This window comes from Nostoc foliaceum FACHB-393 (genome assembly GCF_014698505.1).
Taxonomy (GTDB): domain Bacteria; phylum Cyanobacteriota; class Cyanobacteriia; order Cyanobacteriales; family Nostocaceae; genus Nostoc; species Nostoc foliaceum_A.
The window spans coordinates 18215-34693 of record NZ_JACJTD010000030.1 but is presented as its reverse complement, the minus strand read 5'-3'; the positions used below and the strand labels follow the sequence as shown (position 1 = coordinate 34693).

At 42.9% G+C, this 16479-nt stretch carries 12 protein-coding genes; 7 read left to right on the top strand and 5 right to left on the bottom strand.

What is annotated here, in order from left to right:
* Positions 1-102: 102 nt before the first annotated feature.
* The 4 genes from H6G92_RS38875 to H6G92_RS22700 all read right to left on the bottom strand — a co-directional run bounded on the left by H6G92_RS38875 (position 103) and on the right by H6G92_RS22700 (position 5058).
* Positions 103-1944 carry an ATP-binding protein gene (locus tag H6G92_RS38875; RefSeq protein WP_190895979.1) on the bottom strand — a complete coding sequence of 614 codons (1842 nt, stop codon included), beginning with the start codon at positions 1942-1944 and terminating at the stop codon, positions 103-105.
* A gap of 352 nt (positions 1945-2296) precedes the next feature.
* Entirely contained in the window at positions 2297-3013 is a 717-nt protein-coding gene (locus tag H6G92_RS22710; protein ID WP_190895977.1) for a pirin family protein, read from the bottom strand.
* A 303-nt stretch (positions 3014-3316) separates the two neighbouring features.
* A complete protein-coding gene (gene dps, locus H6G92_RS22705; RefSeq protein WP_190895975.1) occupies positions 3317-3889 on the bottom strand; it encodes a DNA starvation/stationary phase protection protein Dps in 573 nt (190 codons plus the stop codon).
* 116 nt (positions 3890-4005) lie between these two features.
* Positions 4006-5058 (bottom strand): aldo/keto reductase, encoded by a 1053-nt coding sequence (locus tag H6G92_RS22700; RefSeq protein ID WP_190895973.1) that lies wholly within the window; start codon positions 5056-5058, stop codon positions 4006-4008.
* A 199-nt stretch (positions 5059-5257) separates the two neighbouring features.
* On the opposite strand from H6G92_RS22700, the gene H6G92_RS22695 reads away from it, so the two are divergent.
* The 4 genes from H6G92_RS22695 to H6G92_RS22680 all read left to right on the top strand — a co-directional run bounded on the left by H6G92_RS22695 (position 5258) and on the right by H6G92_RS22680 (position 12800).
* Positions 5258-5662 (top strand): thiol-disulfide oxidoreductase DCC family protein, encoded by a 405-nt coding sequence (locus H6G92_RS22695; protein WP_190895971.1) that lies wholly within the window; start codon positions 5258-5260, stop codon positions 5660-5662.
* A gap of 421 nt (positions 5663-6083) precedes the next feature.
* Positions 6084-7931: a malto-oligosyltrehalose trehalohydrolase gene (gene treZ / locus H6G92_RS22690; protein ID WP_190895969.1), complete on the top strand. Its 1848-nt coding sequence runs from the start codon at positions 6084-6086 to the stop codon at positions 7929-7931.
* Between the two features lie 465 nt (positions 7932-8396).
* A complete protein-coding gene (treY, locus tag H6G92_RS22685) occupies positions 8397-11195 on the top strand; it encodes a malto-oligosyltrehalose synthase (RefSeq protein WP_190895967.1) in 2799 nt (932 codons plus the stop codon).
* Between the two features lie 90 nt (positions 11196-11285).
* Positions 11286-12800 (top strand): trehalase family glycosidase, encoded by a 1515-nt coding sequence (locus H6G92_RS22680; protein ID WP_190895965.1) that lies wholly within the window; start codon positions 11286-11288, stop codon positions 12798-12800.
* Positions 12801-12961: 161 nt separating this feature from the next.
* Here H6G92_RS22680 and H6G92_RS22675 read toward each other — a convergent pair whose 3' ends face one another.
* Entirely contained in the window at positions 12962-13114 is a 153-nt protein-coding gene (locus tag H6G92_RS22675) for a hypothetical protein (protein ID WP_190895963.1), read from the bottom strand.
* 452 nt (positions 13115-13566) lie between these two features.
* On the opposite strand from H6G92_RS22675, the gene H6G92_RS22670 reads away from it, so the two are divergent.
* The 3 genes from H6G92_RS22670 to H6G92_RS22660 all read left to right on the top strand — a co-directional run bounded on the left by H6G92_RS22670 (position 13567) and on the right by H6G92_RS22660 (position 16383).
* The gene (locus tag H6G92_RS22670; RefSeq protein ID WP_190895961.1) at positions 13567-14982 is read left to right on the top strand and encodes a nicotinate phosphoribosyltransferase; all 1416 of its coding nucleotides are present in this window, start codon (positions 13567-13569) and stop codon (positions 14980-14982) included.
* Between the two features lie 94 nt (positions 14983-15076).
* On the top strand, positions 15077-15676 hold the full coding sequence (locus tag H6G92_RS22665) for a nicotinate-nucleotide adenylyltransferase (RefSeq protein WP_190895958.1): 600 nt from the start codon (positions 15077-15079) through the stop codon (positions 15674-15676).
* Positions 15637-16383 carry an NUDIX hydrolase gene (locus H6G92_RS22660; RefSeq protein WP_190895956.1) on the top strand — a complete coding sequence of 249 codons (747 nt, stop codon included), beginning with the start codon at positions 15637-15639 and terminating at the stop codon, positions 16381-16383. Before H6G92_RS22665 ends, H6G92_RS22660 begins: the two co-directional genes overlap by 40 nt.
* Positions 16384-16479 lie beyond the last annotated feature (96 nt).

The window sequence follows — 16479 nt, the reverse complement described above, 5'->3', positions numbered from 1 at the left end:
TCCAGATAAAAATTTATTTTCAGAGTAGCAGCGACGTACTAGGATTAGCTTGCTATTCTGGGTAAGACTGCGATCGCAAATTCTCCAAAATCAGCAGAGTGTTTAACGGGAACCAGCACTTTTAACTACATCCTTTCCAGGCTGTATTGGAATCTCAATCACAAACTTTGTTCCACCATCTGATGTCGAATTATACCAAATATTGCCACCGTGTTTTTCTACAACAATTTGATAACTAATAAATAATCCTAGTCCCGTCCCTTTGCCTACAGGTTTGGTGGTAAAAAATGGGTCAAACAACTTCAAGCGAATTTCTTCGGGAATACCCCCGCCATTATCGGCAATTGAGATAGACACTAGATTGTCTGAGGTTAGCTGAGTTTGAATCCAAATACTGGGTATTTTATGTTGTCGGTTAGTTTTTTCGACCGACTCTTCTAAAACATCTATAGCATTCGTTAGGATATTCATAAAAACCTGATTCAGTTCTCGAGCATAACACTGCACCAAAGGCAATTGACCATATTCTTTGATAACTTTAATTCCAGTAGCATCTGCTGTTGTCTGAAGGCGGTGATGCAAAATTATCAAGGTATTATCGATACCAGAATGAATATCCGCTTCCTTAAAAGAAGCTTCATCCAAGCGAGAGAAATTTCGCAGTGATACAATAATATCCCGGATGCGTTTTGTACCAACTTGCATCGATTGAAGAATATTGCCAAGGTCTTGTACAAGAAAGTCGAGTTCTATAGAGTTAAGTCGTTGTTGAAGTGATGGGGGTGGATTGGGATAATGCTGTTGATAAGCCATCACTAATTGCAGTAAGTTTTGGATATATTCATCTATATGGTTAAGGTTGCCATAGATGAAATTGACAGGATTGTTAATCTCGTGTGCTACTCCTGCTACCAGTTGCCCCATGCTGGACATTTTTGCTGTTTGAATAATTTGTGCTTGGGTTTGTTGCAGTTGTGAGAGTGTATGTTGAGCAAGTTGAGCATTCTCACGAGCTTCGGTATAAAGTTGTGCTTGTTTGAGAGCTATTAGCAGTTGACGATGAGCGTAGATGTAATCCAAAATTAGTCCAGCTAAGGGCACTAAGTAGGCAACAATTTTCAAAAAGTGAGCAATATTAAAATGATTATCAAACAGAGCCGTTGAACCAAAAACCATGTGGAATTGGGTAGCAACATTAGGAATAGTACTAATAATTAGAGCGTGAGAGAATAAACTAGGATACTTGCGCCAAAAGCGGGGATAAATTAGAATGCCAGCTACCAAGAAAAGGATCAAGGGTATGATATCCCAAGGTCGAGTAATAATTGAGTTGGGAAAGATCGTTTGTGGTAAGGTGTGACTAGTGGCGCAAACAGCAATTATGCCGTAACAAACTAACCCAAAGCCCAAAGTCACTGCAACTATAAACTTTAAACTGCCTTGCCACCTTGTAGGTTTACTGAACAGAAAAATGCTGACACCGATTATCGTCACTAAGGCATTGCAAAGTCGGCAAAGTGCCCAAGTAAAAGGGATGAGCTTACTGTTATCAGCAACGGCTTCAATTAACCTATCGGCAGCTAGAGTGTGGAACGCATCTATTAGTCCAGCACACAACAAAGTTACACCAATGATTGGTGTAATTATATCGCTTTTTATATAGAAGTGAGCAAAAGCCAAAATAATAGTGAATATGGCAGTACAGACAGCACTCCATTCTAAAATTGTATGGACGAAGCTTCCTTGCAATCTTTGGTAAATAACTTCTTCAATAAATCCCAAACTAGCAGGATTACAAATAACCTCTAAATTCCGGGGTGACAGACTAGAAGCAAAACTAACTCCCAACAGATTTAACGCCGATGGCAATAAGCAAATTAGCCATATTATCCAAATTAACTGAACAGGAAGTTTTAGTGTTTGCTCTGTTGATGTCGTAACCACAATCACCTCTGGAGAAGAAACTAATGGGGAGGAAAATAGAACAAAGTGTGTTGGAATCTATTGTGAACACAAACTTCACTTTTTCTTTTTCTTAGAATTCCCAAAAACCATTCGTCTCTAACTACCGCAGTGGTCTAGTGGTGATACTACAAGTAGTAATACCTCATTTTGGTATCTTAACTGCAAACGAAAAATTCCATTACTGAAACTCTTAATTAAAAAATTTTCAATTAACTTAGGTAGACTTAGGCTATCAGCCAGAGATTTATATCTCTGGCTGATGAATAAGAAAATGTTACATTCTGAATAAAAGGCTCGTCTAATTGAGCCTTTTAGCAGATAAATTGGGATATTAACCCAAATCGAAAAGCAAGATTTCGCCGCCGATGTTGGTGCTAATTTCTAGCTGTTCTTCGCCATTGATTTGCACGCCATCGCCTGCTCTGAGTTCTTGGCCATTCAAGTTAACTATGCCTTGCGCTATTTGTAACCAGGCATAGCGACCAGGTTTGACTTGATAATTAACAACATCACCTTCCTCTAAAACAGATGTGTATAAATCAACATCTTGGTGAATTGTCACGGCTCCATCGCGCCCATCTTTAGCAGCAATTAAGCGGAGTTTGCCACGCTTTTCTTCTAGAGGAAAAGCTTTTTGTTCATATCTTGGTGTCAAGCCTTCTTGATCGGGAAGAATCCAGATTTGTAGCAAGTGCAGTGGCTCGGTTGGTGAGGAATTGAATTCGCTGTGGCTAATCCCAGTACCAGCACTCATGATCTGTGCATCACCAGGGCGAATCACTGAGCCTGTACCCAAGCTGTCTTTATGCTCTACAGCACCTTCTAAGACATAGGTAAGGATTTCCATGTCACGATGGCCATGTGTAGGGAATCCAGCACCAGGGGCGATGCGATCGTCGTTAATTACCCGCAGAGAGCGAAACCCCATGCGGTTGGGATCGTAAAAACTACCGAAGGAAAATGTGTGATAACTATCGAGCCAGCCCATTTTAGCGTGACCGCGGGCGTTTCTATCATGAATTAGATGACTAATTGTATTTTGAGACATAGATTTACCTCTTTGTTAATGAGTATTTAGTTAGGAGTAGAGACGCGATTAATCGCGTTTGTACAAGAGTTAAAAATCAGAATGAAATTAGCATACTTTTTCAGTAATACTTTAACTTGAAAAAGTTAAAGTATTAATCTTGATGTATCATTTGTCGAAGATATTTTTGAATTTCTCGACCTAGCTTTGAACTATTTCAATAGTAAAGTATATACATATAAAAGAAAAGTACGCACTTAAAAGTGACGTACTTACCAAAAAGATACTATTAGATTTACGAAAGGCTACTTTTCTCAGAAGTGCTTATTTGACACCAGCAGGGATCTTTTGAGTTTTAGTAGTACCTGCTTTACCATTCTCTGCCTTAATTTCTGCTACTTGCAGATGAGCTTCTAAGAACCAGAGTCGTTTGTCAATAGTGCGAGAAATTTCGGTGTAAAGGTCGGCGGTATCAGCATCCCCTAATTCATCAGTTTTAGCGATCGCTTCCCGGATATGTTTAGCATAGAGTGCAAAACGATCTGCTAAGGCTGTCACATGGTCTTTACCATCCAAAATATCTAAGGGATATTCTGGCAAAATTGAGTTACTGGCTGCGGCGCGGGCTGTTCCGAAAGCGTATCCGCCTAAAGCTGTGACGCGTTCAGCTACCATATCGATGTACTGTTCCAATTCCCCAGCAAGTTCATCAAATAATAAGTGTAGCTGGTAAAAGTCAGTTCCTTTAACATTCCAGTGCGCTTGCTTTGCTTGGGTTTTCAGATCCGAAGTAGCTGCCAAGCTTTGGTTGAGAATTACCACAATTTGCACTCGCGCTTCAGCGGAAATGTCAATGCGGGTAGGGTACAAACGTGATGAAATGCTATTGTCACTCATGATTCTACGTTGTTAATGCCTTTTAAACTTAACTCTACAGAATTGTTTGCCTGTACGAAACTCTCTGACGATGGATTGTATTAAAGGCTGAATGTGTTACTGTTTATGGCTATTAGTTAAATGCGATGGTTTTCTATGGTATTGAATGTACCACCGAAAAGGCGATCGCGAATATTATCATTCTGCAAAAAGTCATGGGGAAAACCCAGTTCAATTTGACTTACGTCATTTAAACGTTGCAAATGTTCTGGCGAAAGTACGATATCTAAAGAAGCTAAGTTATCTTGAAACTGGGTTAATTTACGTGCCCCAATAATCGGAATAATCACACCACTTTGAGCGCGTAACCAAGCTAATGCTACCTGTGAAGGTGTGTGTCCAATTTCTGCTGCAACTTCACTGACAACTTGAGCGATCGCTAAATTCCGTTCTGAAATAGTTCCTAACGCTGCATTTGCTAATCGCCCCTGTTCGCTACCCTCTTGAGGAGGCTGATTATACTTGCCTGTCAGCACACCACCACCTAAAGGCGACCACGGTGTTACTCCTAAATCAAAGGCTTTTGCCATCGGTAGCAAGTCGCGTTCTGGTGTTCGCTGAATTAAACTATACTCAATTTGCAGGGCGACAAACTGCGTCCATCCTTGGTAATGGGCGATGGTATTTGCTTGGGAAATGATCCAAGCAGGGGCATCAGAAATACCGATGTAAAGTACTTTACCTTGACGGACTACATCATCAAGCGATCGCAAGACTTCTTCAATAGGTGTTGTGAAATCCCAAGCGTGCAACCAGAATAAATCAATGTAATCAGTATTCAGCCGTTTCAGGCTACCTTCTAAAGACTGGATTAAGTTCTTGCGATGGTTTCCACTGGCGTTAGGGTCGCCCTTCTTCTCATTCATCTGCAAGGGAAAGGAATATTTTGTCGCAACTACAAAGCGTTCCCGTTCTTTAGCAATCAACTCACCGACAATTTTTTCACTGCTACCATCGGTATAACCGTTGGCGGTGTCAATGAAATTTCCCCCTGCTTCTACATAAGTATCAAAGATTTTACGACTTTCGTCAGCAGATGCACCCCAACCCCAATCTTCACCAAAGGTCATGGTTCCCAAGGAGAGTTCAGAGACTCTTAACCCGCTTTTGCCCAAGAGTTTGTATCTCATGAATATTTTCTCATTAATGAAAAAACTAAGCAAATACCATCCCAAAGGCATGATAACTGGAAACTGGAAGCGATGTTTGACTTAACGCATCGCCCTGCAATGTTAATGATTGCTAATTTGTGGCTTTTTTCTAAGCTAAAATACCAAAGCTGTGTTTAGACACATCCGACAAGTCAATTGCTAAAGAGCCGTTATTTTTATGAATTACTACGTAATCTACGACGGAAATTGTAATCTCTGCGTTACTCTAGTGCAGTTGCTAGAAACCTTAGACCAAGGAAAGCTGTTTCGCTACAGTCCTATGCAAGATGAGCAAACACTTTTACAGTGGGGAATTACAGCCCAAGACTGTGAACAGGGAATGATTTTAATTGATGCTAATGAACCTCAGAGACGTTGGCAAGGTAGTGATGCCGCAGAAGAAATTGGGCGATTATTGCCAGCAGGAAGCATATTTGTAGACGCTTATCGAGCCTTACCGGGGATGAAATGGGCAGGCGATCGCTTTTACGAACAAATCCGCGATAATCGCTATGCACTCTTTGGTAAGCGTTCTAATACATATCAATCGGCATACTGTGTGGATGGTAGCTGCAAGCCGTAGAGTCTGAGGCGGGGGGCAGGGGGCAGGGAGCAGGGGGATGAGGGGAAACCCCATAAATAAATGTATTGGTTTTGAGACAAATACGCATTATTTATCATCGCACTTTTCGCTCAAAATAAATATTTTTTCCTTAAGCATAAATACATCTGTTAGCTCGTAACCCTATACTGCTGCGGAATTCCAGCATCTTCCTCCCCCTGCCCCCTGCCCCCTGCTCCCCTGCCTCTTTGGTCATTAGACAGAATTTGTTCTGGTCAAAAATCCGCCTCTAGGTGCTAGCAAAAACTCTCCTAGACCAACCATTATGCTATCTGGCGTGTTTGTAAACATTGTGCAATCAATGACATTTGCGATCGCCTAGGGCGGGTACGCCATCGCGCCATAATTCGGCACAACACATGATCTGATGGGAGGATACTGCGTGAGAATTGGTGCTAACTACTTGGGTAACGGAGAGTGTGAATTTACAGTTTGGTCTCCGCTATTAGATAGCGTCACAGTAAAAATTTTGACGCCAGAACAGCAGTTAATTCCGCTCAAGCCTCAGTCTGAGGGATACTGGCACACGAAAGTCAACGATGTGTATCCTGGTACGCTTTATCGGTATGTCTTAAATGGGCAAGACACCTTTGCCGATCCAGCCTCGCAGTATCAACCAGAAGGGGTGCATGGGCCGTCTCAAATTGTCGATCAACACTTTGATTGGACTGATGAAGGGTGGACTGGGATTCCTGTGGAGTCGATGATTTTCTACGAACTCCATGTTGGAACATTCACGCCTGAAGGAACTTTCACCGCCATCATTCCCCGCTTACCGGATTTGAGAGAACTGGGAATTAACGCTATTGAAATTATGCCCATCTCCCAGTTTCCGGGAGATACCCATATTGAAGCAACTCTTGCATATCGCAACTGGGGTTATGACGGCGTTTACCCTTATGCTGTCCAAAATTCCTACGGTAGCCCAGCCGATCTGAAGGAACTGGTAAATGCTTGCCACCAACACGGAATTGCCGTAGTTTTGGATGTGGTGTATAACCACTTTGGGCCTGAAGGCAACTATATGAGTCAGTTCGCGCCCTACTTTACAAAAACCTATAAAACACCTTGGGGCGAAGCGCTGAATTTTGACGATGCCCATAGTCAGGGTGTGCGAAATTATTTTATCGAAAATGCGCTTTACTGGTTGCGCGAGTTTCACATAGATGCATTGCGGCTGGATGCTATTCAAGCAATTTACGACTTGGGGGCGAAGCATTTTCTGTGGGAACTCGCGGAAGCAGTTCATCATTTTTCACAACAAGGGCAAAAATGGAAACGCCATTTAATTGCCGAAAGTGACCAGAATAATCCGCAAATAATTCGTCCGGTAGAATTGGGTGGATATGGTCTTGATGCCCAGTGGAGTGATGATTTTCACCATTCATTGCACGCACTATTGACAGGCGATCGCCAAGGATATTATCAAGATTTTGGACAATGTGCTGATTTGGCAAAAGCTTATCAAGATACTTTTGTCTACGATTGGAAGTACGCACCACACCGCAAGAGATTTCATGGTGTATCTTGCCGCGATCGCCCTTTATCACAATTTTCTATCTGCATTCAGAATCACGATCAAATCGGCAACCAAATGAAAGGAGAACGCCTCAGCCAACGGATCTCTTTTGAGGGATTAAAGTTAGCTGCTGGCGCTGTACTGCTGTCGCCCAATTTACCTCTGTTGTTCATGGGAGAAGAATACGGCGAAACTGCACCCTTCATTTACTTTGTCAGTCACTCCGATCCAGATTTAATTCAAGCAGTTCGAGCCGGACGCAAACAAGAATTTGAAGCATTTCACTATGCAGATGATCCCCCAGATCCCGAATCGGCAGAAACTTTCCTGCGTTCTAAACTGAATTGGCAATTACGCAATGACGGTAATCACAAGGTTTTATGGAATTGGTATCGTCAGTTAATTAATTTACGCAAGACGCATCCAGCACTTTTGAATCAAGATCGCAACTCCATCCAAGCCACTAGCGATGAAGACAAGCAGTTAGTTATTGTGCGTCGTTGGTGCGAATCGAGTGAACTAATATTTGTGATGAATTTCAATTCGTCTCCCGTGACAGTAACTCTCCCGTTTGAGCATAATGCTCATAAATTGTTGGACTCTGCTGATACCTCATGGTTTGGGCATGGTTCTGAAGCTGCTGAAGATTTGTCTGTGGGCCAAGAAGTAAAATTGCAACCTACTAGTTTAGTACTCTATGAAAAAGGATGAGGAGAAGAGTTAGAACTTTAAGGTTCGAGCAATAAGGCTTAAGGTTTGAGCAATAAGGCTTAAGGTTCGAGCAATAAGGCTTAAGGTTCGAGCAATAAGGCTTAACGTTTGAGCAATAAGGCTTAACGTTTGAGCAATAAGGCTTAATGTTCGAGCTAAAAGGCTTAATATTTGAGCTAAAAGGCTTAATGTTCGAGCTAAAAGGCTTAATGTTCGAGCTAAGAGGTTGTTTGAAAAGTGGTTGGCTGTGATTTTTAAGTACTTATTGATCCCCCCTAACCCCCCTTAAGAAGGGGGGAACCGGAATCAAAGTCCCCCTTTTTAAGGGGGATTTAGGGGGATCTAGAACGTTTCACTACCGAGAAGAGGACTTTTCAAACATCCTCTAAAAGGCTCAACTTTCAAGCTCAAATTCCCCCATTTCCCCTATTTCCCTTATCCCCCTTATTCCCCACTCAAAAAAATATGCGAATTCCTACCGCCACTTACCGAATCCAATTTACACCTCAGTTTGGCTTTGACAACGCCAAAGCGATCGCAGCTTATCTAGCAGATTTAGGTATTTCCGATTTGTATGCTTCCCCTATTTTCAAAGCACGATCCGGGAGTACGCACGGCTACGATATAGTAGATGCTACTCAACTTAACCCAGAACTGGGAACTAATGAGTCCTTTGATGCATTAGCTGCTGAAGTTCAATCCCTTGGTATGGGCTGGTTACAAGATATTGTGCCCAACCACATGGCTTATAGCAGCGAAAACGATTACTTGATGGACGTATTGGAACACGGCCCAGATTCCAGCTATACCGACTACTTCGATCTTTCTTGGAATGCTCCCTTTGGCGATCGCGAACAACGAATTCTCGCGCCGTTACTGGGAGATTTCTATGGTGCATCCCTAGAAAATGGACACATTCAACTGCAATATGAACAAAACGGTTTAACCGTCAACTATTACAGCTTAAAACTACCACTGCGGTTAGAATCTTACACAAAATTTATCACCCATAATCTAGGTAAACTCACTCGTACACTGGGGCGCAATCATCCCGATTTTATTAAGCTATTGGGGATTCTCTACATTCTCAAAAATGTGCCCTCAGAAGTTGCAGGAAAACAGCGACAAGACCAAATCGCATTTATTAAAGGATTGGTTTGGGAACTCTACACCACAAACGATGCCATCCGCGAGTTCATTGACGAAAATATCCAAATTTTCAACGGAGAACCCGGTAATTCAGAAAGCTTTAATCTCCTAGATGAATTACTGAATGACCAATTTTACCGTCTGGCTTTCTGGAAAGTTGGGGCGGAGGAAATGAACTACCGCCGTTTCTTTACTGTCAATGAACTGATTTCCGTTAAAGTTGAAGAACTGCGGGTTTTTAATAATACCCACAGCCTAATTCAAAAGCTGGTTGAGGAAGGCAAATTTACTGGTTTACGCATTGATCATATAGATGGACTTTATAATCCAATCCAGTATCTCGAAAGGCTGCGAGAAAAGACGGGAGATGTTTATATCACGGTCGAAAAGATTTTAGAACTCACCGAAGAGTTGCCGGAAAACTGGAAAATAGAAGGTACGTCTGGATATGACTTTTTAAATTATGTAAATGGTGTATTTTGTCAAACAGAAAATGAATCATCCTTCGATAAAATTTACCATAACTTTATTAGCTCAAGAGTAGATTATGCATCGGTAGTGAAGGATAAAAAACACCTGATTTTGGAAAAGAATCTTGCAGGTGATATTGACAATCTGGCTCTTTTATTAAAGAATATTTCCAGCAAATATCGCTATGGCAATGATTTTACACTGAATGGATTAAAAAGAGCGATCGCCGAAGTTTTAACTCAGTTCCCGATTTACCGCACCTATATTACACCCGATGGAATTGGAGATAGCGATCGCGCTACCATTCAAGAAGTAATTGACCAAGCCAAAGAACAAGCGCCCCTGTTGCAGCACGAACTGACCTTTATTGAAAAGTTAATGCTGCTAGAGTTTGATAATTCTCTGACTCAAACAGAACGCGAACAGTGGATATATTTTGTCTTGCGAATGCAGCAATACAGCGGCCCGCTAATGGCAAAAGGCGTAGAAGACACCACATTATATGTTTACAATCGCTTATTGTCGCTAAATGAAGTTGGTGGTAATCCCGGTCATTTTGGGATTGATTTAACCAAATTCCATGCCTTTAACAAACAGCACCAAGTAACCTGGCCTCATACAATGAACACCACAGCTACCCACGATACCAAACGCGGCGAAGATGTGCGGGCCAGATTGAATGTCCTCTCAGAAATCCCCGATGAATGGGATCAGCAGGTAAATACCTGGAGTGCCATTAATCGAGGACATCGTAGCCATCGCCACGGGTTTGCTATCCCCGATCGCAACGACGAGTATTTTCTCTATCAAACCCTGGTAGGGGCGTTTCCCTTTGCGCAACATGAACATGCATCCTTCGTGGAACGGGTGAAGGACTATATAATTAAGGCAATTCGAGAAGCGAAAGTCCATACAGCATGGTTGCGACCTGATAGCGAGTATGAAGAAGCTTGTACCTCCTTTATTGAAAAGGTACTCGACCCTTCCATCTCCGGGGAATTTTTAGAAGTTTTTCGTCCTTTTCAAGCGCGAATTGCAGAGTATGGTGTCTTCAATTCCCTTTCCCAAACTCTACTAAAAATTACCGCACCTGGCGTACCCGATTTATACCAGGGAACAGAACTTTGGGAACTAAGCCTAGTCGATCCAGACAACCGCCGCCCAGTGGATTTTGAACAGCGACGCACCTATTTAAGCGCCATCCGCGAACAGGTGAAAACCGACATTCTAGGTTTGATTCGAGAGTTGCTGAGTGATAAAACTGACGGCAGAATCAAACTGTTTTTAACGGCTCAATTACTCCAAGCCAGAACAAACTATGTTTCATTATTCCAAGACGGCGATTATTTACCGTTAGAAGTACAGGGAACCTACGCCAATCATATAATCGCCTTTGCACGGCGGGAAGGGAATCAAACAGCGATCGCGATCGCACCACGCTTTTTAACAAGCCTCATCCAGCCAGGAGAAAACCCCTTGGGCGAGTCAGTTTGGCAAGATACGCACCTGCAACTCCCCCCTGGAACTTCCCTCAGCTGGAAAAACGTCCTCACTCAGCAACCCTTACAAACTAAAGAAACATTATCCATTGGATCTGCCCTCGCCCATTTCCCAGTCGCCCTATTAGTAAGTAGTGCCGAGTAAAAACATAAATCTATCCCACGCAGAGAGAACCCCATAAAACCTCTGCGTACCTCTGCGATTCCCTTTGCGTTTCAAAAATAATTCTGAATTATGATCACCCCAACACTTACCACCGCGCAGATAGACACCGTGCGGGCCCATATCAAAGAAACCTGGAAAACCCTAACGCGATCGCACGAACACCTATTACAATCTGCCAAAGATACCAAACTAGACCACAAAACCGAGACTCCTTGGATAGTCTACATTTCACCTTCAGAAGATTGTCCCAACATTCAAAGTGTGTTGGAGCGATCGCTATCTGCCAAGGATATGCAACGGCTGCAAATTCGCACTTTACCAACTGAAGCGGAAGCGATTAAAGAGCATGGGTTACTATACCTACCAGGCCCTTATATTGTACCCGGTGGGCGCTTTAACGAAATGTACGGCTGGGATAGCTACTTTATATTACTGGGACTTTTGCGTGATGAAGAATGGGAGCTAGCGCAAAACCAAGTTGATCAGTTGTTGTACCAGGTGCAGCATTACGGCACTATCCTCAATTCCAACCGGACTTATATGCTGTCGCGATCGCAACCCCCCGTCCTCAGCATGATGGTTTTGGCGTTATTCCAGCACACCCAGGATGAAGAGTGGTTAAAGTCAACCATACCGATCCTAGAACAGTTTTATTATTACTGGGTAGTACCACCTCACCTGAATCCGGCAACAGGCTTATCCCGATTCTATGCTTTTGGCGAAGGCCCTGCGCCAGAAGTTTTGTTCTCTGAGCGCGATGAGCAGGGAAGAAGCCATTATGATCGCGTCAAGGAGTACTACAAAACTTTTGAGGTTGAGGATTATGACGTTAGTCTTTACTACAACCGGGAAAAAGACGAACTGACGCACCTATTTTACAAGGGCGATCGCACTATGCGCGAGTCCGGTTTTGATATCACCAACCGCTTTGGCCCCTTCAGTGCTGATATCCTCCACTATGCTCCTGTGTGCCTCAATAGTTTGCTGTATCAGGTAGAACAAGACTTGGGGCAAATCCACAATATTTTTGGGAACTCAGAACTGCAAAAACAATGGCGCGATCGTGCAGATATCCGCCGCGATCGTATCGATAAGTGTCTCTGGGATGAAGAACAGGGACTCTATCTGGATTATCACTTCCAGAGTGGAGAACGCCGCCACTACGAATTTGCTACCACGTTCTATCCTCTGTGGTTGGGAATTGCTTCTCAAGCCCAAGCCCAGCGTGTTGCGGAAAATCTCTCTTTGTTTGAAGCCCCAGGCGGAATTTTGACCAGTACTCGTGTCACCGGAAACCAGTGGGATGCTCCCTTTGGTTGGGCACCACTGACATTAATTGCCGTTCAAGGACTTCACCGCTATGGGTTTCATACAGAAGGCGATCGCATAGCCAACAAATTCCTAGCTATGGTAATTAAAGAATTCGGCCGTCACAATACCCTAGTTGAGAAATACGATGTTGAGCGTTGTTCTGCCAACGTTTCCGACGAAATCTGCTTTGGATATAGTTCTAACGAAGTTGGCTTCGGCTGGACAAATGGAGTCATTCTGGAACTCTTAGCAGCTGATGGGAAAAAAGTCTAAATAAAAAGGCGTGGCGTTTAACGTCACGTCTTACTGTACAAAAAATCTTTACGGTTGAGCGGTCTTTTACCATGTAGTTTATATTAATTGCAATTATGATTTTTGCAATATCTCTATTCGTTAGGAGCCAAAATTCTAAATTTTGACTCCTATATTAGGATTTACCAAGTATCGGCTGTACGTTTATCATAAGGCTCACCTGTAAAAGGTTGTACCCCAATAGTAGGATAAGCATCATCTGTAGGGCCAAAAATACGCATTGCAGCTTCAGAAATATACTGGGTTATGTTAGCAATGATTTGGTAAATAGCCATAATATTGGACTCCTTTTTTCGAGTCGCTTTAATTGTGCTACCTATACTCTAATGCTGATATTTAAAACTGGCTCCAATTCTCAATATATTGAGAATATATGCAATGTTTATTCAGATAACTTCGCAATACTTTAGCTTGTCAGAAAATCAAACTTTTCCCTTTGATTCTAATTGTAACATAGTTGTTTCTCCAACCCCTGTTGGGAAAAGAGCGAAGCAAAACAAACTTTCTCTGACAGGATATTGTTTCTTTTCATTAGCTGCCTTATTTGATTAACATTATTGCAAGCTATTACTATTAAAAAATATTAAGTATTTTATGAAGCTAGTATTAATTTGCCTATAAATCTACCGTTCTACGGCAATCTCTGAAATATACTTGCCGGGAGTTGACAATATTTATGGTAAATATTACCATAAATGACAGAAGCATCTTGTAAGGAAACTCTTGCATGACAACTTTGCCAGATTTGGACTATGTATATAAACAACAAAGTCAGCAGAACCAGGAACTAAACCTCTCTACTGATGATTACAGCTTACTGACCGACCTTTACCAGTTAACAATGGCAGCTTGTTATACAGGCGAAGGTATAGAACAACGACGGGCAAGCTTTGAATTGTCTGTCAGGCGATTGCCAGAGGGTTTTGGTTATTTAATTGCAATGGGGTTGACGCAGGCATTGGAATATTTAGCCAAAATCCGCTTTAGTTCCGCCCAAATTGCAGCATTACAGGCAACGGGAATTTTTGCTCACGCAGGCGATCGCTTTTGGTCACTTTTAGCTGAGGGAAAGTTTACGGGTGATGTTTGGGCAGTACCAGAAGGGACGGCTGTTTTTGCCAATCAGCCACTGTTGCGGGTGGAAGCACCCCTTTGGCAAGCGCAATTAGTGGAAACATATCTCCTAAATACTATTAATTACCAGACCTTGATTGCCACAAAAGCAGCACGGTTGCGGGATGTAGCGGGGGAATCAGCAACACTTTTAGAATTTGGCACAAGACGGGCATTTAGTCCCCAAGGGTCTTTGTGGGCAGCACGGGCGGCGTTGGCGGGTGGTTTAGATTCCACTTCCAATGTGTTAGCAGCGCTACAACTGGGACAAAAGCCAAGTGGTACTATGGCACACGCCTTAGTGATGGCACTGTCAGCAATAGAAGGCACTGAAGAACAAGCTTTCAGTGCATTTCATCGATATTTTCCGGGTGCGCCATTGCTGATTGATACTTACGATACCATTGCTGCTGCCGGGCGCTTGGCCGAAAAAGTAAATTCCGGGGAAATGCAATTAACAGGAGTGAGATTGGACTCAGGAGATTTAGTTACCTTATCAAAACAGGTGCGATCGCTTCTTCCCGGTGTGCCAATTTTTGCCAGTGGCGACTTGGACGAGTGGGAAATTGCCAGATTAAAAGCTGCTGGGGCCGAAATTGATGGTTACGGACTGGGAACACGATTAGTTACAGGTTCGCCTGTAAATGGAGTCTATAAACTTGTAGATATTGATGGTATCCCAGTGATGAAGCAATCAAGTGGTAAGGTTACTTATCCAGGGCGCAAGCAGATTTTTCGCTCATTTACGGGAGGTAAGGTAAAAGCAGACAGGTTAGGACTCTTAGGTGAAAGTCTTCTGGAGGAAGAACCTTTGTTGCAGTTAGTAGTGCAAGAAGGTGAACGGCTGTATCCGTTGGAGTCGTTGGCAACAATTCGTCAGCGTACCGTCGCCTCAGTTGCCAGTTTGCCACAACAAACACGGCGTTTGGATCACCCTATCTCAGTGCAGGTGGAGATTTCTGAGGGGTTACGAGTGTTAACCGAAGAAACTAAGAAACGAACCACAGAGGCACAGAGAACACAGAGATAAAATTACTCTTTCGGTATGTCTTAATTACGAACTACGTTAGCGCAGCGTTAGCGAGTCATCGAGCGTCATTACGAATTACGAATTACGAATTACTATGAGAGTTGCTTTGTTTGGAACGAGTGCCGATCCACCAACTGCTGGACATCAAAAAATTCTGAGTTGGTTGTCTGAGCGTTATGATTGGGTAGCGGTTTGGGCGGCGGATAATCCATTTAAGTCTCATCAAACGCCCTTAGAACATCGGGCAGCAATGTTGCGACTGTTGATTGCGGATATAGACGCGCCACGGCACAATATTGCTTTGGAACAAGAATTAAGCAGCTTCAGAACACTGGAAACAGTAGAAAAAGCGAAGCTTACTTGGGGTGACGACGCTGAATTGACATTGATTATTGGTTCAGATTTACTGAGTCAGCTACCACGCTGGTATCGCATTGAAGATTTGTTACAGCAAGTGCAGCTACTGATTGTACCGCGACCCGGATATGTAATAGATGAATCTAGTTCAGAGGTAGTGCAAAAGCTGGGAGGGAAGATTGCGATCGCTAGTCTGACCGGTCTAGATGTTTCCTCAACAGCGTACCGCGAACATGGAGATTCTGAAGCCCTCACAGCCCCTGTAGTTGCCTATATTAATCAAGAGCATTTGTACGAATGCCAGGACGTTCACAAAAAAAGATACCAACTCCGCTAAACCAACAACCTTTGGCCGATTTCAAGGTTGGTGTTGATAATGTTATTTTTTCTGTAGATACTGCACAAAATCGGCTGTTAGTTCTACTAGTAATGCGACAGCAAGAACCATTTTTAAATCATTGGAGTCTTCCCGGTACTCTGGTACGTCCAGGAGAGTCTTTAGAAGATGCCGCCTATCGCATTATGGCAGAGAAAATTAAGGTCAACAATCTCTACTTAGAACAACTGTATACATTTGGTGGGCCGAATCGCGATCCACGGGAAGCAACTGATAGTTATGGTGTGCGTTATCTATCAGTTAGTTACTTTGCCCTAGTGCGATTTGAGGAAGCCGAATTGATAGCAGATCGCATGACTGGCATAGCTTGGTATCCAGTAAAAGAAGTGCCACAATTAGCTTTTGACCATAATGAAATTCTGGCTTATGGGCATCGGCGGTTGCGTAATAAATTAGAGTATAGCCCGGTGGCTTTTGAAGTTTTGCCAGAAATGTTTACGTTGAATGATTTATATCAGTTATACGCCACAGTTTTAGGTGATAACTTTTCCGATTATTCTAATTTTCGGGCGCGTCTACTCAAGCTAGGTTTTTTATGCGATACCGGAATTAAGGTATCACGGGGTGCTGGTCGTCCGGCTAGTTTGTATAAGTTTGACGCGGAAGCTTTTGCTCCCTTAAAAGATAAACCTTTGGTGTTTATTTAGCTAATCACTTGAACGTAAGTTCAATGAACCTCTCCCTCTCCGAAACGGAAAGGGAGGAGCAACGAAAAATTAATTCAGCTTTTTGCTCCCCTCTCC

What these genes read in the sequence shown, in the direction of transcription:
- treY (WP_190895967.1), top strand. Translation starts at nt 8,397, where the DNA reads ATGCGAATTCCTACCGCCACTTACCGAATCCAATTTACACCTCAGTTT.
- H6G92_RS22700 (WP_190895973.1), bottom strand. Translation starts at nt 5,058, where the DNA reads ATGAGATACAAACTCTTGGGCAAAAGCGGGTTAAGAGTCTCTGAACTC.
- H6G92_RS22665 (WP_190895958.1), top strand. Translation starts at nt 15,077, where the DNA reads ATGAGAGTTGCTTTGTTTGGAACGAGTGCCGATCCACCAACTGCTGGA.
- H6G92_RS22680 (WP_190895965.1), top strand. Translation starts at nt 11,286, where the DNA reads ATGATCACCCCAACACTTACCACCGCGCAGATAGACACCGTGCGGGCC.
- dps (WP_190895975.1), bottom strand. Translation starts at nt 3,889, where the DNA reads ATGAGTGACAATAGCATTTCATCACGTTTGTACCCTACCCGCATTGAC.
- H6G92_RS22710 (WP_190895977.1), bottom strand. Translation starts at nt 3,013, where the DNA reads ATGTCTCAAAATACAATTAGTCATCTAATTCATGATAGAAACGCCCGC.
- H6G92_RS22670 (WP_190895961.1), top strand. Translation starts at nt 13,567, where the DNA reads ATGACAACTTTGCCAGATTTGGACTATGTATATAAACAACAAAGTCAG.
- H6G92_RS22675 (WP_190895963.1), bottom strand. Translation starts at nt 13,114, where the DNA reads ATGGCTATTTACCAAATCATTGCTAACATAACCCAGTATATTTCTGAA.
- H6G92_RS22660 (WP_190895956.1), top strand. Translation starts at nt 15,637, where the DNA reads ATGCCAGGACGTTCACAAAAAAAGATACCAACTCCGCTAAACCAACAA.
- H6G92_RS22695 (WP_190895971.1), top strand. Translation starts at nt 5,258, where the DNA reads ATGAATTACTACGTAATCTACGACGGAAATTGTAATCTCTGCGTTACT.